Here is a 24,667-nt window from a genome sequence, read left to right on the forward strand (position 1 = left end):
CTCCGCACATGGCATTTCGTACGCCGACCGACAGCAGCACATCCCACCCGTCAGACTCACCCGACGAGGACTGTCCCCAGCCCGGCGGCCCCGTCCTGGGCACCGGCCTCAAACGGCGCCACGTCACCATGCTGGCCATCAGCGGCGCCATCGGTGCCGGCCTCTTCCTCGGCGCCGGAGCGGGCATCCAAACCGCCGGACCCGGCATCCTGATCTCCTACTCACTGGCCGGCCTGCTCATGGTCCTCGTCATGCGCATGCTCGCGGAAATGGCCGTCGCCCAGCCCAACAGCGGATCCTTCTCCGTCTACGCCGAGAAGGCCTTCGGCCGCTGGGCCGGCTTCACCGTCGGCTGGCTGTACTGGTGGCTGCTGGTCGTCGTCGTGGCGGCCGAAGCCACCGGAGCGGCCGCCATCGCCCACAGCTGGCTGCCGGCCGTACCCCAGTGGGCCTACGTCCTGGCCTTCATGGCCGTCCTCACCGCCGTCAACCTCTTCAACGTCGGCCACTTCGGTGAGTTCGAGTTCTGGTTCGGCGCCATCAAAGTCACCGCCGTGGTCGCCTTCCTCATCCTGGGCGCCCTCGCCGTCTTCGGTCTGCTGCCCGGCAGCCACCCCGTGGGCCTGACCAACCTCACCACCCACGGCGGCTTCCTCCCGCACGGCATCAGCGGCGTGCTGACCGGGCTCCTCGCGGTCATCTTCTCCTTCGGCGGCATGGAACTCGTCACCATCGCCGCAGCCGAGTCCCCCAACCCATCCCAGGCTGTCGCCAAGGCCACCCGCACCGTCATCGTCAGGCTGCTGCTGTTCTACATCGGCTCCGTCGCCCTCATGGTGCTCCTGCTGCCCTGGAACTCCGCCTCCGCCGCCACGAGTCCCTTCGTCAACGTTCTGCAGCGCATCGGCATCCCCGCCTCCGCGGGCCTGATGAACGCGGTCGTCCTCACCTCCCTGCTCTCCGCCCTCAATTCCAATCTCTACGGCGCCTCCCGCATGGCCTTCTCCCTCGCCCAGCGCCGTGACGCCCCCCAGAGCCTGCTGCACGTCTCCCGCGGCGGTGTCCCCCGGCGCGCGGTCCTCGCCTCCGTCTCCTTCGGCTTCATCGCCGTCATTCTCAACTTCCTCGCCCCAGAACGCGTCCTGCCTTTCCTCCTCAACACCATCGGCGCCATCATCCTCGTGGTCTGGATCGCCATCGCCCTTTCCCAGCTGCGTCTGCGCCAGACCACCGCACATACGCCCGGCCGGACGCCGACCGTGCGCATGTGGGGCCACCCCTGGCTGAGTTGGACCGCCCTGGCCGGCATGACCGGCGTCCTCGCTCTGATGTGCACCGAGCCCGACGCGCGCACCCAGTTGCTCTCCACGGCTGCCCTCACCGCACTCATCCTGCTCGCCGCAGCCATACGCACCGCCTGGGCGAAGAAGCAGGTCGAGCCGTAACACGCAGTCACTCACATCAGCATGAACGCTGATCAGATGCCCTCTTAGGCACCCTCGCCCTCGCTCAACCGCCATGACAATCCGCCATATTGAAGCTGGCTGGCACTCAGGCGATGACGAAGGCCGGTAGACGCTCGCTCTCCCAGACATCACGGGGAAGGGAAAGACCGAACCGGGTCTCTATGAGCCCCAGTGTGTGACGATCTCGGTCCCGGTAGGACTCGCCTTCTGGTCGGGCGTACGCGCCGTCGGAGTGCAACACACCGGCCGCTACCAGCTCAGGCAGCAGGAGGTCAGGCTGATCGCCCCACCGCCAGACCTCTTCGCCAATTCCAAAGCTACAGACGTCCACACCGTCTCTTGCATAGGAGAACATCCGCGGCGGATGGTCCACCGATGGGGCGAGATGAACCGCCTCAGCTCCGCTCCGGGAAATGTCGGCCAGCCGTTCTGCACCGTTCCCCAGCCCGTACTCAACGGCGAAGGACCACCCACCCTGCGCACCGACGCGCACGACATCATCGTCGTCGGTCGCCAGGTCAAGCACCATGTTCCATGCCTCGGCGTCGGTGATCGGCGAAACGACCGAACCCCGAGGGCCCCCCATACGCAGCCCCAGCTCCTCGGGCGTGATGCCTCGCGCAAAAATCACGTCGTGTTGCCAGTCATCCTGCTCTACAAGCCGCTGAATGCCGCCACTCACAACGCTTATCCTCCCCTAAGGGCTATGCCTGAGTGATCACCCTAGCGAAGAGGAGTGACAAGGCTGCTGTCACAGGGTCTGACCTGGTGAGTCCCCCGCCGTCACGAAATATCTGCCACAGCCGCGACCTTCCCCAGTCCGTTGAGAACCGGACAGAGTGGGAGTGTCCCTGGTCGTTTTCAGGAATCGCCATCAATGCTCAGCAACTCACGCCGTACGCTGCGCTACCGGCGGCTGCGCGGCCGCTGATGCGTAGCTGGCCCTCTGAGCGCGTTCCGCCGGGCCGGATGGGCTCAGTCGTTCGATTCGTCGACAAGGGCCACGTCCGCTGGAGTGGTGTATCGACGGCCACTCGGTGATCTCGTATTTGAGGCTATGCGGTGAGTTCGGTGGGCAGGACGGTCTCGTCGGTTTCTGACTCGATCGGGTGGAAACGGGCTTTTGCGAGGAGTTCGCGGCCCATGTAACGCCGGGCCTCGGTCCACTCGTCGTTCTGCTCGGCCAGGACCGCGCCGACCAGGCGGATCACGGCGGTGCGGTCGGGGAAGATGCCGACCACGTCGGTGCGGCGCCGGATCTCCTTGTTCAGCCGCTCCTGCGGATTGTTCGACCAGATCTGCCGCCAGATCTCACGTGGGAACGCGGTGAAGGCCAGCAGGTCGTGCTGGGCGGCGTCCAAGTGGGCTGCCGCCTTGGGGAACTTGGCCTCCAGCGCGTCCAGAACGTGCCGCATCTGAGCCCGGACGGCGTCGGTGTCGGGCTGTTCGAAGACAGCCCGGAGCAAGGTGGCCACCCACGGCTGAGCAGACTTGGGGACCTGGCTCAGCAGATTTCGGGTGTAATGGGTGCGGCATCGCTGCCAGGACGCGCCCGGCAGGACCGCGCCGATCGCGTTCACCAGGCCGGTGTGAGCGTCGGAGACGACCAGCTGGACGCCGGACAGGCCGCGGGTGGTCAGCGAACGCAGGAAGGCGAGCCAGCCGGCGCCGTCCTCGGCCGTGGCGACGTCGATGCCGAGGATCTCCCGGCGGCCGTCGGCGTTGACGCCGACCGCGATCAGGGCGTGGACGTTGATGATGCGGCCGCCCTCGCGGACCTTCTGGGTCAGTGCGTCGACCCAGACGAAGGCATACGGCCCCGTGTCCAGGGGCCGGTTGCGGAAGGCTGCGACCTGCTCGTCCAGGTGCTTGGCCATCGCGCTGACCTGAAACTTCGACAGCTGGGTGACGCCCAGGGACTCGGCGAGCTTCTCGACCCTGCGCGTGCTGACGCCCAGCAGGTAGGCGGTGGCCACCACCGAGATGAGGGCCTGCTCGGCCCGCCGCCTGCGTTCGAGAAGCCAGTGCGGGAAGTAACTGCCCTGCCTCAGCTTGGGGACGGCGAGTTCGACTGTCCGGAACTTCGTCGGGCGCAGCCAGAACGATATCAAACAGGCCCGGGAGGACTGGATGAGCGGGTCGCGTTTTGGAGTCGTGAAGGGTTACGACGGGGATCCTTTGCCTACCCCGGAGCTGCCTCCGGTGCCGCTGAAACCACGGGGTCGAGTGCGCTGAGCTGCCAGTTTCCTGCTCGGCGCAGACCTTGCGGGGCGAAGGGGAGCACACCTCGACCGATTCACTCAGATCACGCGAGTAAATCCCCTTCGCGCCCCTCGTTCCACCCCACCTCAAGGTGCAGGTTTCGCCAGCCGTAGTCAGCTTTGGTCGGACTGATGCTGACCCTTTTGCTGACTTTACCGACATGCAGTCAGGTATCTGCAGGGAGCTCTGCTCGCACTCCCGCACCCCTCTCACCACCGCGTTCTCCAACTCGATCCGCGAGCCGCCGGCAGGACTCCCTTCCCTGAGTGAGTGCGGAACCCCACCCTCTTCGGAACCATGCTGACCTCACGCCTCCGGTTATGGGACCCCCACAAAGTCAACGCGTGACGCTTCCTTGCGTTCTGCCACTGCGCAACACCTACCAATTCCGTCCCAGCCGGCGGATGCCGACACCGTGCACAACGTCCACACCCGACCCGGCCACCACATCCCACCCAGATCGGCAGTCAGCGCGACGTGGCCGCCTCGTTCCGGTTCAGGGGCCTGAAGGGAACACGGCCCAACCAGCGTGGAGGACTCGGCTTTCACGGCCCGTTCCGGAGACCGGTCAACCTGTTCACCCCCACCTCTCGGGGCCGCGAATGCCTCCTCCGGGCACACTCTCGACCTGCCCAGCCACGCTCTCGGCCAGCAGCGGAATACCCGTAAGTTGCTTTCGATTGCATCTCTTGTAGTGATCGTGGGAGGGGGCGCTCGTGGCCGAGCTGATGTTGTTCCGGCGAGAAGCGGACGGGCAAGACGTCGAGCTGTCCGGCTCGACGGTGGCCCTGGAGGTCGAGCTGCAGCGGCGGGTCGAGGCTGGCCTGGAGCAGATGCTCGGCATCCGGTTCGTCGCGTCGGAGTACCCGACCGGTCCGTGGCACCGGGGGCGGATCGACACACTCGGACTGGACGAGAACGGCTGCCCGGTCGTGATCGAGTTCAAGAAGGGCGCCGACAGCGGGGTGCTGTCCCAGGCGATCTCATACCTGTCCTGGCTGGACTCGGCGCATCATGAGTTCGAGGCGCTCGTCCGGAGAGTGTTGGGCCCTGAGGCCGCAGAGTCCATCGACTGGCGCCGCCCGCGGATGGTCTGCATCGCGGCCGGCTTCTCGCACCACGACCGTGTGGCCGTGAAGCGGCTGCCCGAGCGGATCGACCTGGTGCGCTACCGCGTCTTCGAGGGCGGGTTGCTGAGCCTGCTGCTCGTGGATTCCTCTCCCGTCCCGCCGAACGCCACTTCGTCCCGGCGGGGTCGGGAGCGGGACGCAGCGGTCGAGAGCGCGTCGGCAGCACTGGCGGCTCCCCCGCCTGCGGGCACCGGCCTCGTCCCGGATTGCCTGCGGGATCTGTACGCGGAGCTGGACGACGCGCTGACGGCGTGGGGCGAGGTCGAGGTGGCACCGCTGCGGCACTACATCGCCTACCGGCGGCTGGTGAACGTGGCGTCGGTGCTCTTCCGTCCGAAACGCGAGGCGATCTTGGTGTATCTCAGACTCGATCCGGACAGGGTCGCCCTGGAGGAGGGCTTCACGAGGGACATGCGCGGCATCGGGCACCTGGGGACCGGGGACCTGGAAGTGCGCCTTGTCTCGGCGGCTGACCTGGAGAAGGCAACGCCGCTGATCCGGAGGGCATTCGAGGCAGCCTGACGCAACGAGAAAGGCGGCTGACGCATCGGTTTCTCGATGCGCCAGCCGCCTTTCGGCGTCTGCGGCCCGCTGGCCCCGGGCTCTCCGCTGGGCGGCCGGCACGCCCTGGCAGTTCTTCACCGACCACACCGACCCCGAATTCGCGGAGGCCGCTTCGATCTCATGATCATGCTTCCGGTCCGGCCAGGGCGAAGTCGTCCTTCGTCAGCTCGGCGCGGAGTCGCTGTTCGGCCACGTCGGCGTAGTGCGAGGACAGTTCGATGCCGACGAAGCGGCGCCCCTCGCGCAGGGCGGCGACGCCCGTGGAGCCGCTGCCGGTGAACGGGTCGAGGACGACGCCGTCTTCGGGACAGATCTGTACGAGCTGCTGCATGATGTCGACGGGCTTCTGGGTGATGTGAACCCGGTCCTTACGCGGCTGGGAGGCGGTGAAGTGGCCAGGGAGGTAGAGATCACGGTCCTTGGCGAGGCTGCCCTTGACGCCCCAGGTGATGAACTCGGCGGACTGCTTGAAGCCGCCCTTGCGGGGCCGGCTGGCGGGCTTGATCCAGGGGATCGTGCCGCTCCAGGTCCACCCGGCCATCTGCAGGGCGTCGGACGTGGTCGGCTCCTGACGCCAGTCGGAGAAGACGACGGCGACCGCGTGCTCGGTCGAGGCCCGGTAGGCCTCTGTGAGCAATTCGGTGAGCCAGGAGCGGTAGGAGCGCTGGTCGCGGTTCTCTCCGGGGAAGTCGGCGAGGTCGTGAGCTGAGTTGCTGGTGATGTACTTGGCTCGCGCAGTGCGGCCGGTGCGGTCCGAACTGGTCCGTCCCCCTGAGTTGTACGGCGGGTCGGTGATCACAGCGTTGACGCTCTCGTCCGGGAGGGACTTCAGCACGGTCAGGGCGTCGCCCCTGTGCAGCGTGTAGCTCATGGGAAGGGCCCCCTTCAGGGCATGGCGGGTGTGGGCCCGCTCCAGGCAGTGCTCAACGGCAGTCGCCCGGGGCGCGGTTGTGCCGGAGGTTAGCGGCGGTCTCCGGCCGCGCCTAACGAGGTGGGACGTGCTGTGAGCCCGGTGCAGGAGCCGTTTGGTGCGGCCGGGATGCCGGTCTACTGTCTCGCCGTGTCACCGGGCCGGAGCCTCGCTTCGCCGCAGCTGACCTGCGCTTATCCGTGTCACCTCGTCCTGCGAGCGGTGCGGGAGGCACGAAGTCCACACTCTTCCGTCCGCCGTCAGGGGCCCCTTTGTACTGCCTGAGATTACGAGCGCGGCTGACTGCCGCGCCTGAGAAGAGACCGGCGTCCTGGAGTGCCAACTCTCTGCCCCGGGCCCGCCCGAGAGGCGAATGAAGTTCGGCGCGGTGCCGACGGCTTTGCACGGGAAGTCGGCACCGCGCCTTCTACGAACACCGAGGAGCCGCTGCGGTGCAGCCTGCCCTGACACGTCCGCGTCCCGACCCGCCTGGCCGGCACCGCCGCCTCAGTGGATGGCGGCGGCGATGAAGAAGACCACCGCAGCCGTACTCGGGCTTTGTGCCTCCGGTCCGCTGCTGCTGGCCGTTCCGGTTCTCGCCTTCGGTGCCGCGACCGCCTCGGCTTCCTGCTCGACCGCCGATGCCCAGGGCGTGGATACCGCCGCCGTCGCCGCCCAGGTGAAGGCCATTCTGGACGGCAGTGCCCCGAGCTCGGTTTCCGTGCGGGGCCTGGACGACCCAGCCGAGCAGGTGCCCAACGCCAAGGCGATCCAGGCCACCGGCGTAGCGATGAACATCCCGTCCCGGGGGCAGGTCGTTGCTCTGGCGACCGCACTGCAGGAGAGCGGCCTGCGGAACCTGACCTACGGCGACCGCGACTCGCTGGGTCTCTTTCAGCAGCGGCCTTCGCAGGGCTGGGGCACGGCGAACCAGATCCTCGACCCTGTGCATGCCTCGACCACGTTCTACGAGAAGCTGGAGAAGGTCTCAGGCTGGCAGTCCGTGTCGATCACTGAGGCCGCCCAGGCGGTGCAGCGGTCGGGCTTCCCCGAGGCGTACGCCAAATGGGAGCCGTTGGCCACCGCCCTGCAGAAGGCCATCGAGCCCGTGCTGCCGACGGCCGGTGCCCCGGCGCCGAGTCTTGCGCTGTCCGGCTCGGCGAGCACCGGCAGCACTTCGCCCGGTATGGCGGGCGGCTGTTCGGCGGGCGGGGACGGGAGCGGCTTCGGCGCAATCCCGCCCGTCGCCCTGCCGGCCGAGTACAAGATCCCCGCCGACGCTCCGCGAAAGATCCAGACGGCGATCCGGTGGGCTCTCGGCCAGCTCGGCACGCCGTACCAGTGGGGCGGGAACTGCAATGACTCTCATGGCAGGGACCCATTGGGCCGGTGCGACTGCTCCTCCCTGATGCAGCAGGCGTACAGGGCAGCCGGAATCACCCTGACGCGGACCACGTACACCCAGGTCAAAGACGGCAAGACGGTATCGGCCGACGCCCTTCAGCCGGGTGACCTCCTCTTCACCGAGGGGTCGGCCGACGCGCCCGAGCACGTCGGCATGTTCATCGGGCAGGGCCTGATCGTCCACGCCCCGCACACCGGTGCTGTGATCCGCATCGCGACCCTCGCGTCGTGGAAGCCAGGCATTCTCGCGGCCCGCCGAGTCGCCTGACCGGGGCTCCCCCTCTCCCCCTCCACCCTTCCTCGCACCGCCGCATCGCCCCCCAGCGGGCTACGACGTGCACTTAATCAAACTGGAGTTCGAATATGTATCTCGCCGACCAGGTCATCCAGCTCGCCTACGATCCCGGGATCAAGCCGAACGAGGGCGGGCTGCCGGGCCTGAACGTCCTCAAGCAGGTGATGGGCTCGATCAACCTCTTCGCACTCATCGCCGCGGTCGGTGCCCTCGCCGTCAGCGCCGGCGTGTGGGCATGGGGCCACCACTCCGGCGGTCATCAGGCGGAGGCCAACGGCAAGAAGGGCGTGCTGGTCAGCGCCGGCGCGGCCCTTCTGCTGGGCGCGGCCAACGGCGTGGTCGCCTTCTTCAGCACGCTCGGGACGCAGGTCCGCTGATGGTTGCGCACGCCGCCCACCCCGGCAGCTCCTCTCGGGTGCGCCGCCGGGCGCTGCTCGGCACCGCAGTCCTGGCGGCGCTCGTCGCCCTCGCCGGCCTGGCCGCCTACCTCGCCCGCGACGGCAGGAGCGTCCCCGAAAACCCTGCCTCCAAGCCGTACATCCGTCCCCGCGCTCTCCTGATCGCGCCGAAGACACGCGACCCGATCGCGTACGGGAGGGCAGCCGCAGCAGCGCTGTGGTCCTACGACACCCGCGCGTACTCGCAGAGCGAGTTGCGCAAGGCTCTGCATGGATGGCTGACAGCGGAGGCGCAGTACGCCGACCCGGCCTCGGTCGACAAGGCCGTCCCCTCGGCCGTGCTGTGGCAGGAGATGGCGGCCAACGGTCAGTTCGCCACTGCCAGGGTGAACGAGGGGCACTTCCCGCACGCGTTCACCCAGGCCCTGCAGGCCGATCCTGGAGCGATCACCCAGGCGTACGTCTACGCCGTCACCGTCTCCGGCAAGCAGTCGATCGTCTGGAAGGGCTCACCCGCCGGCGGTGCGGAGAGCCGTTCCACCACCCTCGCGGTCCGGTGCCGGCCCGGCCGTCCCTGTGCTCTGGTCGGCGTCTTGCCTTCCGTCGCGCCCTGATCCCCCGTTCGAGAAAGGAGGTTCGACCATGGGAGTCTGCGACTTCCCGCTGATGGACAAGGTGTGCGGCGCCGTCGACTTCGCCACCAACCCCGCCGGAACCGTCACCGACGGCCTCGGTGCGTGGATCGCGGAGGTCTTGGGGTCGTAGGCGGTGTGTACGACGGCCGCGATGGCCATGATGCCAGGCGAGAATGACCGGAAATGATCGTCTCTTTATCGAGTAATCCGTAAGGCTGACGTGATTCGATCATCTCGACTTAACGGATCTCGGTGACTGGGTGTGTTCTCAGGGACCTGACCAACCAGGGGGAACAACTTGAGATCGAAAATGCTACTGCCGCCGGGGCGGCCTCCTTGGCCTTACTGGGTAGCTTCCTCAGCGCAGCTCACGCCTCTGAGGCCGCATCGGGGATTCCTGCGCGGACAACGGCGGAGACGACAGAGGGCATTCCTGATCCGGAGGACATGGATGAGTCCTCGACGGAACTGGATGACGAGCTCTATCAACCAGTGCCAGAGGCACCCGACATGCCGTCGCTTCCCAGCGACGCCCAAGGAGACGAGGGTGGTCGAGACCCCCACATTGAAAATCCTGACCCGAGACCGGGCGCACAGGACCCCGACATCGTGTGTGGGGCGCAAGTGGAGGCCGCGGCAAGCAACGGGAGTGAAGACGCTGTCACATGCGTGACTTGGAACAGCAGCACGCCGGTTTCCCCGCTGCGCCCCGCGGTTTCCGCCTGGCCTACCCCAACGTGGTGCGGTGAGAACGGCACCAACAGCGGCTGGTACGTCAACCGGTTCAAGGCGTGCGGTGTCTTCTCCGCCAACCTCAAGGTCATCGACGTTCGTACCCGCGCAACAACAGGCGGGATGAACTATCTGATACGCGCCGATGCATACAGCGGGAGAGATGTACCAAACTGGGCCTACCAGGTAGAACTGATGGAGGTCAGCAGCTGGGGAACGGCCAAGGGCTTCAGCTCCTCCGGCAAGGTGAAGTGCACGGGCAAGTGCAAGGTCACCCAGAGCACCTTCCCCGCCCAACCGATGAGCCAGAGCAAGGACGCCGTCGGGCAGTTCTTCCTGCAGACCACGATCAAGACCTCGCCCAAAGGCCAGTTCGGCGAGGGGCAGGCTTCAGCGTCCTGGCTGTTTACCAAAGCGGGGGGCGACTCCCAGCAACGAGATCTTTCTGCCGACTCCTCCCGTGCGGTGTGACAACGCCCTGCCCGGCACCTCGAAGGCCGGCTGTGTGATGCCGTACATACCGGAGATGGTCTACGCGAAGGCTGGTGAGTATCCGGAGCTCGCCCAGCACATAGAGGACGCGCAGAACCTCCAGAACCTGCCGGGGAAGCACGGCACCACGTGCTACCTCACGCGGCTTACGGACAGCAAGAAGATCAACCAGAACCGCGGCGCGGCCTGTCCTGGAAGATTGCCGCGCAGGGGCCTGCAGTGCGACGAATACCCCTTCGCCTCTACCTGGCAGGGCGCCAAAACCGGCGGTGGCAGCTTCAGTCGGCGGATGATCGACGGGGCGCAGAACGAGGACGGCGGCCGAGCTCTGGGCCGCTTCTACCTGTATAACCGCATCATCGAGAAGGACAAGTTTCTAGTGTGGATCAAGTAGGGCACTCGGTGTGGCAGAGAAGGGCGAGATGACCGAGAAGGACGAGCAGGCCAGGGGGCTTGTCCCGGTTCAGTACCACCAGTTCGACATCAGCGATGAGGATGGGCCGGCCGGCCCTGAACTGGAGCGCGTGCACAACGGGCTCGTCCGGGTCACGGACGGCGTCATCGTCGTCATGACCGGGATCCACACCGGCGACGTCGACGTCACCGTAGCTCTTCACCAGACTGAGCCAGCACCCGACAACGGCGAGTGGCAGGAGATCGTGGAGATCTCAGCATCTTCCGTGTCCGGTGAACTCTCGGTCCGAGGCATGATGGACGACCTGGAGGAAGAACACCCAGCCCTGTCCTTCGACGGGCCGGGCGAATACAGGCTGCGCATTCATGCACGTGGACGGGATACCGCAGTCGATCTTGCCCCTGACGAAGTCACTGAGTGGTACCTCATCCAGTCGTGGCCGTCCTCCATTCACGAGGTAACCGTGCTCCGCCAGACCGACAGTTATGGAGCGTCAGTGCGCGCAGACTGAGCCCTTTCCAACCTGACTGCGGCGGTGAGGTTTTGAGGCCGCCAGCTGTACGGAACGACGAAGCTCCTGGTAGGCGGGTCCTGACCAAGATCACCCGTGTCCGCCAGGAGCTTCGCGTGCTTGTCCACCCGTCGTCGATCTCTCGGACCAGCCGCTCCCTGCGGTTCCTGACCACACGGCTGCGTGTCCGGCAGCGAGAGATCGGGGCTCGGTGGCGACGGCTGCCCGTTGGTTCCCTCCACCTTCCGTTTTTGCGGGCGACGGCCGCATGTTGATGGACGCGATGGATCGTGGAGGCCACCGAAACCGTCCACTTCAGCATGTCCATCACGGACCTGGACGTGCTCCCACAGCTTCACCCAGGTGCCGTCCGCATCCCAGTGGGCGATCCCGCTCATAGCACGTCCGCCACGGCCCGTACCCGTTGGAGCCGCCCGCGTCGGCGGTGATCAGCAGCCGTCCGGCCGTTGGATAGGCGGCCCGTCCGGCGCCGTTCCACCAGCGGCGGATGGATTCGACGGCGAACGCGGCAGTGTCGTGGTCGGTGCCCACGTTGACCCAGCCGGTGTTCGCGGCGACGTCGTAGATGCCGTAGGGCACCGCCCGGCCCAGTTCGCGGTCGGGGAAGTCGTGGGTATCGACCCGCACCGGCTCGCCTCTGGGCTCCCATTCACGGCCGTTGTTCTTGAAGGGGCCGACCAGTTCCTTCTTCTTCGTGTCCACACTGATCACCGGAGCCCCGCCGTCCTGGTGGTCGCGGGCCTGCTCGTTGAGGTAGTGGAACTGTGCGTCCCGGTCCGGGTGTTGCTTGCCTTCCAGGATCTTGGCGTTGCTCTGCAGACTGAAGCCCGCCTCGCGCAGGAGGTCGCCCACCGTGTCCGCGGAGATCCTGTAGCCCTGGCGGGTCAGCTGCTCGGCGAGCTTACGGGTGGATTTGGTGGTCCAGCGCAGCGGCGACATGGGATCTCCACGGACGTCGGGCTCGACCAGTGCGAGGAGTGCCTCCCGAACGGCTGGGTTCAGGTCGACGACGCGTTTGCGGCCGCCTCCGGGCCGGCGCGCGCGTCCCAACGGGGCCTGGCCGGAGTCGAGTTCCCGCATTCCGACAGACACAGTGGCTTCACGGACACCGGCAGCACGGGCGACCGCCCTGATGCCACCGTGCCCGAGAGACTGGGCTTCCGCCCCTATCAACAGGCGACGCTGCCGCTCGTCAAGGTGCGGCAGAATCGCCCTGAACTTGGCTGCCAGCACGGCCCGTTGCCCTTCCAACCCGCTCATGCCAGACCAACGAACCACCCAGCGGAAAGCCACGAGTTAAAGATCTGCACGCCCTAACTGACCGAGCCGCTCACCGGTGCGTTCCATAGGCCGGTGAGCGCATCAATGAGCAGGTTTGCCGTGTCCGTCCACACGGAGGGTGGGCACGACTCCCCACCGGCGAGGGCGCGCTCCCGTTCGACGCACGTCTGGACGATGAGGTGTCGGGCCATGATCCCGCGGGCGGCCTGGACCGTGGGTGGAAGGTCGGGCAGGCAGGCGTTGAGGCCGTCGAGGAGGGTGAGGAGCGAGGGGGCGGTGGCGGGTTCGGTCGCGATGGCCTCATAAAGGGCAGGGTCGGCGGTCACTTGGGCGTTGAACCGGGCGTACCAGGTGGGGCTGCCTAGGCTGTCCAGGTGTTCGGTGACGGGGCGGACCATGCACGCCACCCAGTCCCGCAGCGCGGTGGAGCCCCGAGTTTCGGCGACGAACCGGTCGCGGATCAGCTCGATCTGCTCAGTGTGGCGCCGGGAGATTGCTCGGACCAGGTCGGTCTTGTTGCCGAAGTGGTAGTTGACCGCAGTGGTGTTGCCCTGGCCGGCGGCGTTGCTGATCTGGCGGTTGGAAACGTTGTAGACGCCGTACTCGGCGAAGAGGCGTTCCGCCGCCGTGAGGATGGCCTCCTTGGTCGCCTCGACCTTTTCCTCGCGCACACTTCTACCGGCCACTGCCCTCACCGCTCCGAGACGCTGGCGTCGCGTGGCCAGCCCGTTTTGTCACCCGCGGCCCGCTCGTTCTTGATAGTGGCGGGGCCGAGTCAGCCAGCCTACCGAGCGTCGGGCCTGTGTCCTCGGCTCTCGGGGTGCGGCAGCGGGGCGGGGGACTTGTTGTCGCGGATCGGCTATCCGTGCCTCCCTTGCAGGGCTGGCTTGACCGGAGGTGCACACGGTCCCTACTTTTAAATCAAGCGCTTGAATTAAAAGTCTGTCTTCTATCGTCCCTCTTGTCCAGACGGAGGCTCCCTGCCCATGTCCGACGCCCCCACTCAGCCCGCCCACGACGGGAAGGTCGCGGCTTCACCTGCCAAGGCCGTCGTGGCCGTGCTCGCTTTCGCGGGGATCGTGGTCGCGCTCATGCAGACCCTTGTCATCCCGCTGGTACCGCAGCTGCCCGAGCTCCTCGACGCCTCACCCTCCGACGCCGCGTGGGCGGTCACCGCCACCCTGCTAGCGTCCGCGGTCGCCACCCCCGTTGTCGGCCGTCTCGGCGACATGTACGGCAAACGCCGCATGCTGCTGATCAGCCTGGTACTGCTGACCGCCGGATCGGTGGTGTGCGGTCTCGCCGACTCTCTCCTACCGATGATCATCGGACGGGCGCTGCAGGGGCTGTCCGCTGGTGTGATCCCGCTCGGCATCAGCATCATGCGCGACGAACTGCCGACCGAAAAGCTGGCCTCAGCGACCGCCGTGATGAGCGCCTCGCTCGGTGTCGGCGGCGCCCTCGGCCTGCCCGCCGCCGCACTGATCGCCGACCACTTCGACTGGCACGTGCTCTTCTGGGTCTCCACCGTCGCGGGCGCGCTCGCCACGATCCTCTGCGTCTCCTTGGTTCCGGAGTCGCGCGTACGCACCGGGGGCCGCTTCGACCTTGTCGGAGCCCTCGGTCTCTCCGCCGCGCTCGTCTGCCTGCTGCTCGCCATCTCCAAAGGGGCGGCCTGGGGCTGGACCACTGGCACGACCCTGGGCCTGTTCGCCGCCGGTGTCGTGATTCTGTTCGTCTGGGGCGTCTACCAGCTGCGTACCTCGCACGCCCTGGTGGATCTGCGGGTCGCCGCCCGTAAGCAGGTGCTGTTCACCAACCTGGCGTCGATGTCGTTCGGCTTCTCCATGTTCGCGATGTCCCTGGTACTGCCGCAGCTGCTGCAGCTGCCCGAAGCCACCGGCTACGGGCTCGGCCAGTCGCTGCTCGTCTCCGGACTCGTGCTCGCCCCGCAGGGACTGGTCATGATGGCCATGGCCCCCTTCTCGGCCCGGATCTCCCGGGCCCGGGGGCCGAAGGCGACCCTGATGCTAGGCGCGGTCACGGTCGCCACCGGCTATGTGCTCAACATCTTCCTGATGGCACAGATCTGGCAGCTCGTGCTGGTCTCCTGTGTCATCGGCGCCGGTGTCGGCCTCGCCTACGGCGCGATGCCCGCACTGGTCATGGGTGCCGTCCCAGTTTCCGAAACCGCCGCCGCCAACAGCCTCAACACCCTCATGCGGGCCATCGGCACCACTGTGTCCAGCGCCCTCGCCAGCGTGGTGCTGTCCCAGATGACTATCAGCTTGGGTCCGGCCGAAGTCGCCTCGCAGAACGGGTTCCGCACCGTGATGGCCATCGGGGCCGGAGCCGCTCTGCTGGCCTTGGCGGTCGCCTCCCTCATCCCCCGTCAGCGGCCGATGGCCGCAGGGCATGCGGCTCACGGCGCCCACGAGGCCGTGCCCGCCGGCACTGGAGACCAGCGCACGTGATCCCTGGAGCCGGGCAGGATCGCTGCCCGGCCACCGGTACGCGACAGCTCCACCTCAACGGCGTCGTGCCTTTTCCTGAATCCTTCCCCACCGGCCACAGAGGACAACCAGAGATGGCTCCAGGTGCCGACGCCCTCCGCGCGCCCGGTCACTGGTCCTGACGGACCTGCGCGAGGCGTACCTCCTCCGCGTCCAGTTGTTCCTGGACCCGCAGCAGAACAGCGTCGTCGATGCGGTGACCATCACGCAGGGCGATGACGGCAGAACGTTTGTGCTCCAGCAACGCCAGCCGGAGAGAGGTCTCCTGCTGCCGGCGCCGCAACAGCGGTTCCGACTCCGGGGCGCTCGCGGCGCTGGCAGCGCGCATCGTGCTCAGGTGCGTTTCGTACTCGGTTCGAAGCTTCTCGGCGATCTCGGCGTCGGTACCGAGGTCGGCCGCCGTCGCATGGAGTGCGTCCAACGCAGCTCGGGAGGCAGCGGTCCGGGCGAGGGCAAGCTCCTGCTCAGAGTCCGTGTCCCGGGGCAGCCGTGCCCAGCGGGCCACAGCAGGAAGCACCAGGCCCTGCACAACGAGGGTGGCGACGACAACACCGGCGGTGACGAAGACGATCGTGTCGCGGTCGGGGAAAGGCGTGCCGGAGTCGAGCGTGTAGGGCACCGACAGGGCCAGAGCCAGAGAGACGGCTCCGCGGAAACCGGCCAGAGCGCTGACCACCCGAGCCCGGTGCCCCATCCTGCGCTCCCGCTGCTGCGGACGACGGTCCACCGCCCTGATGGTGTACACCGAGACGAACAGGAACAGGAAGCGGACGACGACCAGCGCACACGCCACCGCCACCACCATCACGACCGCCTCGGTGAGGGCGGTACCGGACAGGGCGCGGACCGCCGCTTGCGCTTCGAGCCCGACCAGAACGAACAGGGCGCCGTTCAGGAGATACATCGCCAGCGACCAGAAGGCTTCTGTCTGCCGCCGGGCCGCGGCCCGGCCCAGGCTCGGCCCGGCCTGACTCATGATGAGTCCGCACACCACGACCGCGAGCACGCCTGATGCCTTGACCTGCTCGGCCACCAGGTAGGCGCTGAACGGGATCAGGATGATCGTCAGGTTGTCCAGCAGCGTGTCGCCGAGTTGGCGCACCCGGCGCCGCAGTTGGATGCCGAGCCAGGCCACCAGTGCTCCGGCCGCGAGGCCGCCGCCGTAGGACAGCGCCACCAGACCGCTCACGTGGGCCGCGCTGAGGTGTTCGGAGCCGACGGTGACGCCGACCGCGAGGCTGTAGATGACCAGTGCGGTGCCGTCGTTGATGAGGGATTCGGCGCGCAGCAGGGTGACGTTGCGTTGGGGCAGCAGTCTGGATGCGACGCCGACGGCGGTGGCGTCCGTCGGCGCCACGGCGGCGCCGAGCACCCAGGCCGGCCCCCATGGCAGACCGAGCGTGTGGGCGAGCGCGGCCACGGCCCAGGCGGTGACGGCGACCAGCAGTGTGCCGGTCAGCACGATGCCGCGCAGGTCCCGACGGATCGCGCGCAGTGAGGTTGTCACGCTCTCCCAGTACAGGAGCACCGGTAGGAAGACGAGCAGTAGCACGTCCGGCGGCAGTTCTGTCTCGCGTAGGGCAGGCACGAAGCCGAGTGCTACGCCGGCGGCCAGTTGCAGGACGGGCGTGGCCACCCGGAGGCGATGGGCGAGGGCCCCGCCGACGAGCAGGGCGCACCCGAGGATCACGATGAACTCGAGCGCGGCCATGAATCTTCCTCCTAGGGATGGGGCGGGTGAGCTGTGTGAACGGATACAGACAGCCGACGTGCCCGTAGCGCGCCCCTTTGTTGTACTCCGGAGCGTCATGCTCACATGTGGTCCGGCACGCTCCTCGTCGGCGCCGCGCGCTGCGGGGCGGCCGTAGTGGCACTCGCAGGGAGAGGGGCGAGCTACGGGCTGTCGAGTGACAGGCTCCGCTCCGGGGCCCGGCCGGCGGAGCAATCGCCCGCACCCAGATCGCGCGGGTAGGGGTGGCCACGCTGACGGAGCCGACAGCAGCCGGACGGCGCCCCCCGATCAGGGCTCCGTGCCCGCTGATCCGGGACCGCTGCTCGCGGCACTGGGCCAGGACGAGCCCGATGCGGTCCACGACGGGGTGGACATGCCTCTCGGAACGAGCCGCACCGCTTGCGTGACGACGGTATGCCACGCTGGATCTGCCGTGCCGGCACAGGCCCCCGCCGGCACGGCGGATCCCGCTTCACAGCCCACCGAGGAGTCACATGCCCACCCCCGATGCAACGGCCCCTACGGGCCTGAGGGAGGCCCACCGCGCCTATCTGGACGCCATGGCCAAGGGGGACACCACAACTCTCGACGGCCTGCTCGCGGAGGACTTCACCCTCACCCACATGACCGGATATGTGCAGCCGAAGGCGGAGTGGCTGGCGCAGATGCGTCAGGGGCAGTTCGTCTACCACTCCATCGAGGAGAAGGACACCACGTTCGACATCGACGACGGCACAGCCCGCTTGATGGCCCGGACCCTGACCGATGCCACCGTGTACGGCACCCGCGCCAACTGGCGCCTACGTCTGGCCACCGACTACGCCCGTCACGGCGACGTGTGGGTCGCGCAGCGGACCGTCGCCACCACCTGGTGACCTGGACCGCCGGTCTCGCGGGTGCCTGACCTGGTCTTCTCCTGGACCGAACTGGTGCAGGGGACCGGATTCACGGCTGGCTGACCGTGAGGAGTGACTTGATCGCGAGGCGCTCGTCCATGGCGGCATAGGCGTCGGCGACGTGGTCGAGGTCGGTGGAGTAGTTGAAGACGAGTCCGGGGTTGATCGTTCCATCCAGGACGTGCTGCAGCAGTTCGGGGATGTAGTGGCGGGCGGGGGCGACGCCTCCCTTGATGCCGACGTTCTTCCAGAAGAGGGTCTGGTACTCGAACTTTTCGTAGAGCGGGACGCCGACGGCACCGATCATGCCGCCGGCGCGGACGACGCCGGCGGCGGTCTCGATGGACTGGTCGGTGCCGACGCATTCGAGTGCGGCGTCGACGCCGGCGCCGGCGGTGAGACTGAGGACGGCCGTGACCGCGTCGTCGCCGCGCTCGGCGACGATGTCGGTGGCGCCGAACTCCTTTGCGACGGCCTGCCGGTCGGCGTGGCGGCTCAGTGCGATGATCCGGCTGGCGCCGAGGAGCTTGGCGGCCAGCACGGCGGAGAGGCCGACTGCGCCGTCACCGACGACGGCGACGGTGTCGCCCTGCTTCACGCCTGCGCTGACGGCGGCGTGGTAGCCGGTGCACATGACGTCGGAGAGGGCGGTGAAGGAGGCGAGTTGGGCGTCGGTGAATCCGACGGCCGGTGCGGGGACTTTCACGAGGGTTGTGTCAGCGTAGGGGGCGCGGACCTTTTCGCCCTGGCCGCCGTCGCTCTCGCCGTCGCCGAAGGCTCCTCCGCGCTCGCAGTTGGATTCGAACCCGGCCTGGCAGGCGGGGCAGGTGCCGTCGTTGTAGGTGAAGGGGGCGATGACGAAGTCGCCGACGGCCAGGTTCTTCACGTTCTCGCCGACTGCTTCGACGACGCCGACGTACTCGTGGCCGATGCTGCCCACCTTGTGGGGGTTGATGCCGCGGTAGTACCAGAGGTCGGAGCCGCAGACGCAGCCGCGCACGACGCGGACGACGGCGTCGGTCGCCTTCTGAATGGTGGGGTCGGGGCGCTCGCCGAGCTCGATGTGCTTCTCGCCTCGGAAGATGGCTGCCTTCATGACTGTCTCCTCAGATGTGGGGTGTCAGGCGGTGTGGGCGTGGCGCTGCAGATCGGCGCGGACGCGCTCGGGTTCTTCCTCCGGACGTGGGCCGGGCCGGTCGCGGGCGCCGTCGAGGTCGCCCGGCCGGTCGGGTTCGGCTGCGAGGAACGCGCCCGGCCAGTCGGTGATGGCCGGGCCGTCGGCCGAGAAGACTTCCACGGTCCTGCCCTGGGCGGCCGGGATCAGCAGGGCCTGGACGATCGTCTCGGCGACGTGATCGCGGCGGACGGGCCCGCACTCGGTCAGGTCTCCCTGTCGCAGGTCCACATGCTGGTGGGAGGCACTGCCGGCGTCGAACCAGCCGGGCCGGACAATCGTGTACGGCAGTCCGCTGATCCGCAGAAGCCGTTCACCGCGTCGCTTCCAGTCCAGTAGCTCCCGCGACTGCCCGCCGGTCGCCGTGACGCCGATCGAACTCAGCAGCACCACGGGCACGCGATGTCCGTCGAGCGCGTCGAGTACCGCGGGTACGGCGCCGTAGTCGACTGCGGCGTAGTCGCCGGACCCGTAGGGCGCGCCGTGGGTCATGACGACGGCGTCTATGTCGGCGACGGCGGCGCGCACGGCCGTCGGGTCGGCCAGTTCGCCTGCCACCACCACGACGCCATCGGGCAGGGTCCGTCGGGCGCGGTCGGGATTGCGGGTGAGCACGCGCGGCCGGCGGCCCAGCTCGAGCAGGCGGGCGGCGACGAGGCGGCCTATGCTGCCCGTCCCGCCGATGATCAGGACGCGGTTCACGTCCGAAGGAGCTGGCTGTGTCACGCCGTCAGCCCCTTGAAGGTCGAGCCGTCGATCACGAACCGGTAGCGGACGTCGGAGGCGTTGATCCGCTCGTAGGCGGTATTGATGTCCTGTGCGCCGATCAGCTCGATGTCGGCGGTGACCTTGTGCTCGGCGGCGAAGTCGAGCATCTCCTGTGTCTCGGCGATGCCGCCGAACAGGGAGCCGGCGTAGGAGCGGCCGTTCTGCAGCAGGGGGAAGACGTCCAGCGGCATGGGCTGCGTGGTGACGCCGACGCTGATCATGGTGCCGTGCAGACGCAGCAGGTTGAGGTAGTCCGCCAGGTTGATGGACGCGCTGACGGTGTTGAGGATGATGTCGAAGGTATTGGCCAGCTCGGTGAAGGCGCTGCCGTCGCCGGTCACGGCGTAGTGGTCGGCGCCCAGCGCGGTGGCTGCGTCCCGCTTACGCTCGGACTGCGAGAGAACCGTGACGTCGGCGCCCATGGCCTTGGCCATCTTCACGCCGAGGTGGCCCAGGCCGCCGAGGCCGACGACCGCGACCTTGGTGCCAGGACCGGTGCCGAACCGCTTGAGCGGCGCGTAGACCGTGATCCCCGCGCACAGCAGCGGCGCGGCGGCGGCGGGGTCGAGGGTTTCGGGTACGCGGACCACGAAGTCTTCGGGCGCGACGATCGCCTCGGAGTAGCCGCCCTGGGTGTGGGCGCCCGGCTCGGCGGGGTCGGGGCTACCGAAGACCAGGGTGTGACCCTGAAGGCAGTACTGCTCCTGCCCGGCCCGGCAGTTCTCGCACTCGCGGCAGGAGTTGACCATGCAGCCGATGCCGACCAGGTCGCCGACCCGGTGACGGGTGACGTCAGTACCGGTCTCGGTGACGCGGCCGACGATCTCGTGGCCAGGGACGAGTGGGCTGATGGGGAGCGGGCCGAAGGAGCCGTCGACGAAGTTCATGTCGGAGTGGCAGATCCCGCAGTACAGGATGTCGAGCCTGACGTCGTGGGGGCCGACGTCGCGGCGTTCGAGGGTGACGGGGGCGAGCGGCTGGCCGGCCTCGTGCGCGCCGAAGGCGTGGACGGTGGGGGTCACGGTGGTTCCTTTTCGCAGGTCGTACGGGGTGTGAAGTTCAGGCTTCGGGGATGGCGCGGCCGTAGGCGGCGAGAGTGACGTTCTCCGGCTCGGGACCGCCGCGTCGGCCGGTTTCCAGCGCGTCCAGCGCGTCCAGCTCGTCTGCCGTGAGGTCGAAGTCGAAGACGTCGATGTTCTCGGCGATACGGTGCCGCTTTGTGGACTTGGGGATGACCGAGCGGCCCTGCTGGATGCCCCAGCGCAGCAGCACCTGGGCGGGGCTCTTGCCGTGTGTCTCGGCGATGGCAGTGACGGCCGGGTCCTGAAGGACGCTTCGGCGGTCCTCGCCGTAACCCGGGTAGAAGGTGATCCCTCCGATGGGGGACCACGCCTGGTTGACGATGCCGTGGGCGCCGTCGAAGTCGAGAACGGAGCGCTGCTGGAAGTAGGGGTGGATCTCCAGCTGGTTGACCGCCGGCGCGACGGACGTCGCATCGAGCAGGGCGGTCAGGTGCTCGACCATGAAGTTGCTGACACCGATCGCGCGGACCTTGCCGTCGGCCAGGAGCTTCTCCAGCGCACGGTAGGCGTCGAGGGTCCGGTCGAACTCGGACGGCAGGGCCTGGTGCAGGATCAGCAGGTCGATCTGGTCGACGCCGAGCTTGGCGGCGCTCTTGTCGAAGCCGTGCAGGGTCTCGTCGTAGCCGTAGTCGCTGATCCAGATCTTGGTCTCGACGAAGATCTCCTCGCGCGGGACGCCGGATTCCCGCAGAGCTTGGCCGACCTCGCGCTCGTTGCCGTAGGCGGCCGCGGTGTCGATGTGCCGGTAGCCAAGGTCGAGTGCGGCCTTCACCGCGGTGATGGTTTCGTCGGGCGGGGTCTGGAAGACACCGAGTCCGAGAGCGGGCATCTCGACACCGTTGTTGAGGGTGAGGGTCTGCATCACGTAGTCCTTTACTTGCGGATGGCCCGTGCGGGCACGATCAGGGTGAGGACGGCGGCGACGGCCAGCGCGAGCAGGACGGCGGAGCCCGTCAGCGCGGTGCGGGAGCGGGCCGCGATGTCGGCGGCCGTGTGGCCGGTTGAAACGGTGGCGGCCACGGCCGTCAGAATGCTCAGGGCCAGTGCGCTGCCGATCTGGTGCACGGTGTTGACCAGGCCCGAGCCGGCCCCTGCTTCCTCAGGGGCCACGCCGTCGATGCCGCTGGAGGTCATCGGCGCCAGCGCCAGGCCCTGGCCGGCACCGATGATCACCATCGGCAGGGCCACTTCGGTCAGGTACGGGGTGTGCAGGTCCAGGCGGCTCAGCCAGGCCATGCCCACGGTCGTCAGCACGACCCCCGCGGCCAGGACACGGGGCCTGCCGAACCTCTCCAGCAGCCGGGGTACGCGGACCGCGAAGACGAAGTTGACCAGTGTCATCGGCGGGAACCTCGGCGGAGCAGTGTGACGCCGCTGGCCTCAGGCGAGGGTGGAGGTGTCGACGACGAACCGGTAGCGCACGTCGGAGGTGAGGACGCGGCCGAACGCCTCGTTGATCTTCTCGGCCGGGATGAGCTCGATGTCGGCACCGATGCCGTGCTCGGCGCAGAAGTCGAGCATCTCCTGGGTCTCGCGGATGCCGCCGAAGAGCGATCCGGCGTAAGAGCGCCGGTTGGCGAACAGGGAGGGCACGTTCACCGGCAGCGGCTCGCTGGGGGCACCGAGGTTGATCAGGGCGCCGTCGAGGGCCAGCAGTGACAGGAAGGCGTCGACGTCGATCTTCGCGCTGATGGTGTTGAGGATGATGTCGAAGCTCCCGGCGAGGTTCTCGAAGGTCGCCAGGTCGCTGGTGGCGTAGTAGTGGTCGGCGCCGAGGCGCAGACCGTCGTCCTGCTTCTTGAGCGACTGCGACAGGACGGTGACCTCGGCACCCATCGCCTTGGCGATCTTGACGGCGAGGTGGCCCAGGCCCCCGAGACCGACGACCGCGACCTTCTTGCCGGGGCCAGCACCCCAGTGGTGCAGCGGTGAGTACGTCGTGATGCCCGCGCACAGCAGCGGCGCGGTCGTGTCGAGGGGGAGGCCGTCGGGAATCCGCAGTACGAAGTCCTCGGTCACCACCACGTGGGTGGAGTACCCGCCCTGGGTGATCTGCCCGTCCCGGCCGACGCTGCCGAAGACGAGGCTGTGGCCCTTCAGACAGTACTGCTCTTCGCCCTTGAGGCAGTTGGCGCACTCGCGGCACGAGTCGGCCATGCAGCCCACGCCGACGCGGTCGCCGACGGCGTGCTTGGTCACCTCGGAGCCGACCTGGGTGACGGTCCCGACGATCTCGTGGCCGGGGACGAGCGGGGTGGGGATGTCGCCGAACTCGCCGCGGGCGAAGTGGATGTCGGAGTGGCAGATCCCGCAGTAGGCGATCTTGATGAGAACGTCGTGCGGGCCGACCTCCCGGCGGTCGATGGTCATCGGGACGAGGGGCTCGGTGACGGACGTGGCGCCGTAGGCGTTGACGGTGAGCATGGCTTCTCCAGTGGTGCGGATCTTGCGACGCGAGGCGCGACGCATCGTCGTCACCTGCTCTTCGAGCCTGCTGGATGGGTTCGGCCGCAACCAGGGCGGCTTGTTCGGGGGAGGGCTGTTCGGGGGTGTGACAGGGCCTCCCACCAGCCCGACCGGAGGCGTTCCACTGGTGCGAAGTGCGCGCCGAGCGCGGCGCGACGGACAGCTCGGGAATGGTGAGCGCCGAAGTGGGGCGGCCCCGGCGAAGGAGAAGTGCGGACCGTGATGGAACCTGCAAAGGCACAGGAGTACGGGAGGCCGCTGGCCACGGCCGTGCAGGCGACTACGTCAGGTCACCGCGTTACCACCTTCGAGCTGTTCTTCGACCTGGTGTACGTCTTCGCGCTCACCCAGGTCACCGGGTACATGGCTCACGCGCATAGCGGCGCGGGCGTGCTGCAGAGTGTGCTGCTGCTGGCGCTGCTGTGGTGGTCGTGGTCGGCCTACGCGTGGCTCGGCAACCAGGCCCGGGCCGACCTCGGGATCGTACGGGCGGGCATGGCACTGGCCATGGCCGGGATCTTCGTGGTGGCCCTGGCCTTGCCCGAAACCTGGCACGACGCGCCGGGCGGCCTGGACGGACCACTGGTGCTGGCAGTCGCCTACCTCTTCGTGCGCTGCGTGCACCTCGTCGTCTACAGACTGCTCGCCGGCGGCGACCGGGAACTGCGCCGACAGGTCGCGATCTCCTGGCTGCCGGTGCTTGCCGGGGCAGCCTTGCTGCTGGTGGGCGTGGCGGTCGGCGGCGGCGTGCAGACCGCGCTGTTCGCGGCGGCGATCGTGGTGGACTGGGGCGTGGTGTACGCGACGTCCCGGCGGGGCAGCTGGCGTATCCACAGTGCCGAGTACTTCGCCGAGCGGTACCAGTTGTTCGTGATCATCGCGATCGGCGAGTCGCTCACGGCCCTGGGTGTGGGTGCGGCCAAGCTGCCGGTCAGTGTGTCGCTGCTGGCCGCGGCCTTGCTGGGCGTGGGTGCCGCTGTGGGGCTGTGGTGGCTGTACTTCGACCTGGTCACCCATATCGTGCGCGACAGGCTGCACGAGGCGGGCGGCGAGATCCGGCTGGCGCTGGCGTCCAGTGCCTACGGCCTCGCGCACTTCCCGATGGTGGCGGGCATCGTGCTCACCGCGCTCGGTATCGAGGGGGTCGTCGGGCATGCGGGCAGCGGGCACGGGCTGGGTGCGTTCTACGCGTGGGTGCTGTGCGGTGGTGTGGCGGCCTACGTGGCGGGGCTCCTCCTGTTCGGGTGGCTCGCGGTACGCGTGTGGGGACCGTTCCGGCTGGTGGCACTCGTCGCGCTGCTCGCCTGGGCTCCTGCGGCTGCCACGCTGCCGGCCCTGGGCGCGCTGACGGGCGTCGTCGTCATCCTCGCGGTGCTGGCCGGCGTCGAGACGTGGAGGTTTGCGGGACTTCGCGAGAGGGTGCGCGACTGACCGCCCCGTCAGCGCAGCGGCTACGGAGACGCTCATGAGGGGCCCTGTCACTCCCCGGCACGACACGGCCTGCCACGTCGCACGCGCTT

At 68.1% G+C, this 24,667-nt stretch carries 22 protein-coding genes and 3 pseudogenes; 13 read left to right on the forward strand and 12 right to left on the reverse strand.

The genetic code is table 11. The annotated features are described in order from the left end of the window. The first annotated feature begins 8 nt into the window (after positions 1-8). The gene (locus ACIRS4_RS10720) at positions 9-1,445 is read left to right on the forward strand and encodes an amino acid permease (RefSeq protein ID WP_404192976.1); all 1,437 of its coding nucleotides are present in this window, start codon (positions 9-11) and stop codon (positions 1,443-1,445) included. A gap of 106 nt (positions 1,446-1,551) precedes the next feature. On the opposite strand, the gene ACIRS4_RS10725 is transcribed toward ACIRS4_RS10720, so the two are convergent. Continuing rightward, positions 1,552-2,148 (reverse strand): DUF6461 domain-containing protein, encoded by a 597-nt coding sequence (locus ACIRS4_RS10725; protein WP_404192979.1) that lies wholly within the window; start codon positions 2,146-2,148, stop codon positions 1,552-1,554. Positions 2,149-2,521: 373 nt separating this feature from the next. Continuing rightward, positions 2,522-3,553: pseudogene (locus ACIRS4_RS10730) on the reverse strand (IS256 family transposase); the annotation flags it as partial. Here ACIRS4_RS10730 and ACIRS4_RS10735 point away from each other — a divergent pair. Both ACIRS4_RS10735 and ACIRS4_RS10740 read left to right on the forward strand, forming a co-directional pair. Then, positions 3,546-3,701: pseudogene (locus tag ACIRS4_RS10735) on the forward strand (pirin family protein); the annotation flags it as partial. The pseudogenes ACIRS4_RS10730 and ACIRS4_RS10735 sit on opposite strands and share 8 nt — an antisense overlap. A gap of 743 nt (positions 3,702-4,444) precedes the next feature. After that, positions 4,445-5,380 carry a DUF5655 domain-containing protein gene (locus tag ACIRS4_RS10740; protein ID WP_404192982.1) on the forward strand — a complete coding sequence of 312 codons (936 nt, stop codon included), beginning with the start codon at positions 4,445-4,447 and terminating at the stop codon, positions 5,378-5,380. 166 nt (positions 5,381-5,546) lie between these two features. Here the strand turns inward: ACIRS4_RS10740 and ACIRS4_RS10745 are convergent, their stop codons facing one another. After that, entirely contained in the window at positions 5,547-6,293 is a 747-nt protein-coding gene (locus tag ACIRS4_RS10745) for a DNA-methyltransferase (protein WP_404192985.1), read from the reverse strand. 565 nt (positions 6,294-6,858) lie between these two features. Between ACIRS4_RS10745 and ACIRS4_RS10750 the strand changes: the two genes are divergently transcribed. From ACIRS4_RS10750 to ACIRS4_RS10780, 7 genes are all read left to right on the forward strand, one after another. Beyond that, a complete protein-coding gene (locus ACIRS4_RS10750; protein WP_404192987.1) occupies positions 6,859-8,004 on the forward strand; it encodes a C40 family peptidase in 1,146 nt (381 codons plus the stop codon). A 95-nt stretch (positions 8,005-8,099) separates the two neighbouring features. After that, positions 8,100-8,408, forward strand: coding sequence for a DUF6112 family protein (locus ACIRS4_RS10755; protein WP_404192989.1), 309 nt, complete (start codon positions 8,100-8,102; stop codon positions 8,406-8,408). Then, positions 8,408-9,043 (forward strand): hypothetical protein, encoded by a 636-nt coding sequence (locus ACIRS4_RS10760; RefSeq protein WP_404192992.1) that lies wholly within the window; start codon positions 8,408-8,410, stop codon positions 9,041-9,043. The genes ACIRS4_RS10755 and ACIRS4_RS10760 overlap by 1 nt, the downstream gene beginning before the upstream one ends. Positions 9,044-9,071: 28 nt before the next feature. After that, positions 9,072-9,194, forward strand: a complete 123-nt coding sequence (locus tag ACIRS4_RS10765) for a hypothetical protein (RefSeq protein WP_404193126.1) — start codon at positions 9,072-9,074, stop codon at positions 9,192-9,194. A gap of 539 nt (positions 9,195-9,733) precedes the next feature. After that, a complete protein-coding gene (locus ACIRS4_RS10770; protein WP_404192994.1) occupies positions 9,734-10,267 on the forward strand; it encodes a hypothetical protein in 534 nt (177 codons plus the stop codon). 55 nt (positions 10,268-10,322) lie between these two features. Beyond that, positions 10,323-10,682 carry a NucA/NucB deoxyribonuclease domain-containing protein gene (locus ACIRS4_RS10775; RefSeq protein ID WP_404192997.1) on the forward strand — a complete coding sequence of 120 codons (360 nt, stop codon included), beginning with the start codon at positions 10,323-10,325 and terminating at the stop codon, positions 10,680-10,682. A 28-nt stretch (positions 10,683-10,710) separates the two neighbouring features. Further along, entirely contained in the window at positions 10,711-11,214 is a 504-nt protein-coding gene (locus tag ACIRS4_RS10780) for a hypothetical protein (RefSeq protein ID WP_404193000.1), read from the forward strand. A 417-nt stretch (positions 11,215-11,631) separates the two neighbouring features. Here the strand turns inward: ACIRS4_RS10780 and ACIRS4_RS10785 are convergent. Together ACIRS4_RS10785 and ACIRS4_RS10790 are read right to left on the reverse strand one after the other, a co-directional pair. After that, a pseudogene (locus tag ACIRS4_RS10785) lies at positions 11,632-12,495 on the reverse strand (ISAzo13 family transposase); the annotation flags it as partial. Between the two features lie 53 nt (positions 12,496-12,548). Then, entirely contained in the window at positions 12,549-13,202 is a 654-nt protein-coding gene (locus tag ACIRS4_RS10790; RefSeq protein ID WP_404193002.1) for a TetR/AcrR family transcriptional regulator, read from the reverse strand. A gap of 300 nt (positions 13,203-13,502) precedes the next feature. Here ACIRS4_RS10790 and ACIRS4_RS10795 point away from each other — a divergent pair, with 300 nt between their 5' ends. After that, a complete protein-coding gene (locus ACIRS4_RS10795) occupies positions 13,503-14,990 on the forward strand; it encodes an MFS transporter (RefSeq protein WP_404193005.1) in 1,488 nt (495 codons plus the stop codon). 148 nt (positions 14,991-15,138) lie between these two features. On the opposite strand, the gene ACIRS4_RS10800 is transcribed toward ACIRS4_RS10795, so the two are convergent. After that, positions 15,139-16,740 (reverse strand): Na+/H+ antiporter, encoded by a 1,602-nt coding sequence (locus ACIRS4_RS10800; protein WP_404193007.1) that lies wholly within the window; start codon positions 16,738-16,740, stop codon positions 15,139-15,141. 515 nt (positions 16,741-17,255) lie between these two features. On the opposite strand from ACIRS4_RS10800, the gene ACIRS4_RS10805 reads away from it, so the two are divergent. Next, positions 17,256-17,636, forward strand: a complete 381-nt coding sequence (locus ACIRS4_RS10805) for a nuclear transport factor 2 family protein (protein ID WP_404193010.1) — start codon at positions 17,256-17,258, stop codon at positions 17,634-17,636. Positions 17,637-17,706: 70 nt separating this feature from the next. Here the strand turns inward: ACIRS4_RS10805 and ACIRS4_RS10810 are convergent, their stop codons facing one another. The 6 genes from ACIRS4_RS10810 to ACIRS4_RS10835 are packed head-to-tail and all read right to left on the reverse strand — an operon-like array spanning position 17,707 to position 23,105. Further along, on the reverse strand, positions 17,707-18,753 hold the full coding sequence (locus ACIRS4_RS10810) for a zinc-binding dehydrogenase (protein ID WP_404193013.1): 1,047 nt from the start codon (positions 18,751-18,753) through the stop codon (positions 17,707-17,709). A gap of 24 nt (positions 18,754-18,777) precedes the next feature. Then, a complete protein-coding gene (locus ACIRS4_RS10815) occupies positions 18,778-19,557 on the reverse strand; it encodes an SDR family oxidoreductase (RefSeq protein ID WP_404193015.1) in 780 nt (259 codons plus the stop codon). Further along, a complete protein-coding gene (locus tag ACIRS4_RS10820) occupies positions 19,554-20,621 on the reverse strand; it encodes an NAD(P)-dependent alcohol dehydrogenase (protein WP_404193018.1) in 1,068 nt (355 codons plus the stop codon). Before ACIRS4_RS10820 ends, ACIRS4_RS10815 begins: the two co-directional genes overlap by 4 nt. 37 nt (positions 20,622-20,658) lie before the next feature. Further along, positions 20,659-21,543: an aldo/keto reductase gene (locus ACIRS4_RS10825; protein ID WP_404193020.1), complete on the reverse strand. Its 885-nt coding sequence runs from the start codon at positions 21,541-21,543 to the stop codon at positions 20,659-20,661. Between the two features lie 11 nt (positions 21,544-21,554). After that, positions 21,555-22,022: an MFS transporter gene (locus ACIRS4_RS10830; protein ID WP_404193023.1), complete on the reverse strand. Its 468-nt coding sequence runs from the start codon at positions 22,020-22,022 to the stop codon at positions 21,555-21,557. 39 nt (positions 22,023-22,061) lie between these two features. Beyond that, the gene (locus ACIRS4_RS10835) at positions 22,062-23,105 is read right to left on the reverse strand and encodes an NAD(P)-dependent alcohol dehydrogenase (protein WP_404193117.1); all 1,044 of its coding nucleotides are present in this window, start codon (positions 23,103-23,105) and stop codon (positions 22,062-22,064) included. 264 nt (positions 23,106-23,369) lie between these two features. On the opposite strand from ACIRS4_RS10835, the gene ACIRS4_RS10840 reads away from it, so the two are divergent. Continuing rightward, positions 23,370-24,578: a low temperature requirement protein A gene (locus ACIRS4_RS10840; RefSeq protein ID WP_404193120.1), complete on the forward strand. Its 1,209-nt coding sequence runs from the start codon at positions 23,370-23,372 to the stop codon at positions 24,576-24,578. Positions 24,579-24,667 lie beyond the last annotated feature (89 nt).

Origin of the sequence: Streptomyces sp. NPDC101166, from assembly GCF_044768125.1 — a bacterium.
GTDB lineage: Bacteria > Actinomycetota > Actinomycetes > Streptomycetales > Streptomycetaceae > Streptomyces.

Excerpts from the sequence above, each read along its gene's own strand:
- ACIRS4_RS10800 (WP_404193007.1), bottom strand. The coding sequence starts at position 16,740 with ATGGCCGCGCTCGAGTTCATCGTGATCCTCGGGTGCGCCCTGCTCGTC.
- ACIRS4_RS10755 (WP_404192989.1), top strand. The coding sequence starts at position 8,100 with ATGTATCTCGCCGACCAGGTCATCCAGCTCGCCTACGATCCCGGGATC.
- ACIRS4_RS10830 (WP_404193023.1), bottom strand. The coding sequence starts at position 22,022 with ATGACACTGGTCAACTTCGTCTTCGCGGTCCGCGTACCCCGGCTGCTG.
- ACIRS4_RS10780 (WP_404193000.1), top strand. The coding sequence starts at position 10,711 with ATGACCGAGAAGGACGAGCAGGCCAGGGGGCTTGTCCCGGTTCAGTAC.
- ACIRS4_RS10720 (WP_404192976.1), top strand. The coding sequence starts at position 9 with ATGGCATTTCGTACGCCGACCGACAGCAGCACATCCCACCCGTCAGAC.
- ACIRS4_RS10745 (WP_404192985.1), bottom strand. The coding sequence starts at position 6,293 with ATGAGCTACACGCTGCACAGGGGCGACGCCCTGACCGTGCTGAAGTCC.
- ACIRS4_RS10810 (WP_404193013.1), bottom strand. The coding sequence starts at position 18,753 with ATGAAGGCAGCCATCTTCCGAGGCGAGAAGCACATCGAGCTCGGCGAG.
- ACIRS4_RS10795 (WP_404193005.1), top strand. The coding sequence starts at position 13,503 with ATGTCCGACGCCCCCACTCAGCCCGCCCACGACGGGAAGGTCGCGGCT.
- ACIRS4_RS10805 (WP_404193010.1), top strand. The coding sequence starts at position 17,256 with ATGCCCACCCCCGATGCAACGGCCCCTACGGGCCTGAGGGAGGCCCAC.
- ACIRS4_RS10765 (WP_404193126.1), top strand. The coding sequence starts at position 9,072 with ATGGGAGTCTGCGACTTCCCGCTGATGGACAAGGTGTGCGGCGCCGTC.
- ACIRS4_RS10760 (WP_404192992.1), top strand. The coding sequence starts at position 8,408 with ATGGTTGCGCACGCCGCCCACCCCGGCAGCTCCTCTCGGGTGCGCCGC.
- ACIRS4_RS10775 (WP_404192997.1), top strand. The coding sequence starts at position 10,323 with ATGGTCTACGCGAAGGCTGGTGAGTATCCGGAGCTCGCCCAGCACATA.
- ACIRS4_RS10840 (WP_404193120.1), top strand. The coding sequence starts at position 23,370 with ATGGAACCTGCAAAGGCACAGGAGTACGGGAGGCCGCTGGCCACGGCC.
- ACIRS4_RS10750 (WP_404192987.1), top strand. The coding sequence starts at position 6,859 with ATGAAGAAGACCACCGCAGCCGTACTCGGGCTTTGTGCCTCCGGTCCG.
- ACIRS4_RS10835 (WP_404193117.1), bottom strand. The coding sequence starts at position 23,105 with ATGCTCACCGTCAACGCCTACGGCGCCACGTCCGTCACCGAGCCCCTC.
- ACIRS4_RS10825 (WP_404193020.1), bottom strand. The coding sequence starts at position 21,543 with ATGCAGACCCTCACCCTCAACAACGGTGTCGAGATGCCCGCTCTCGGA.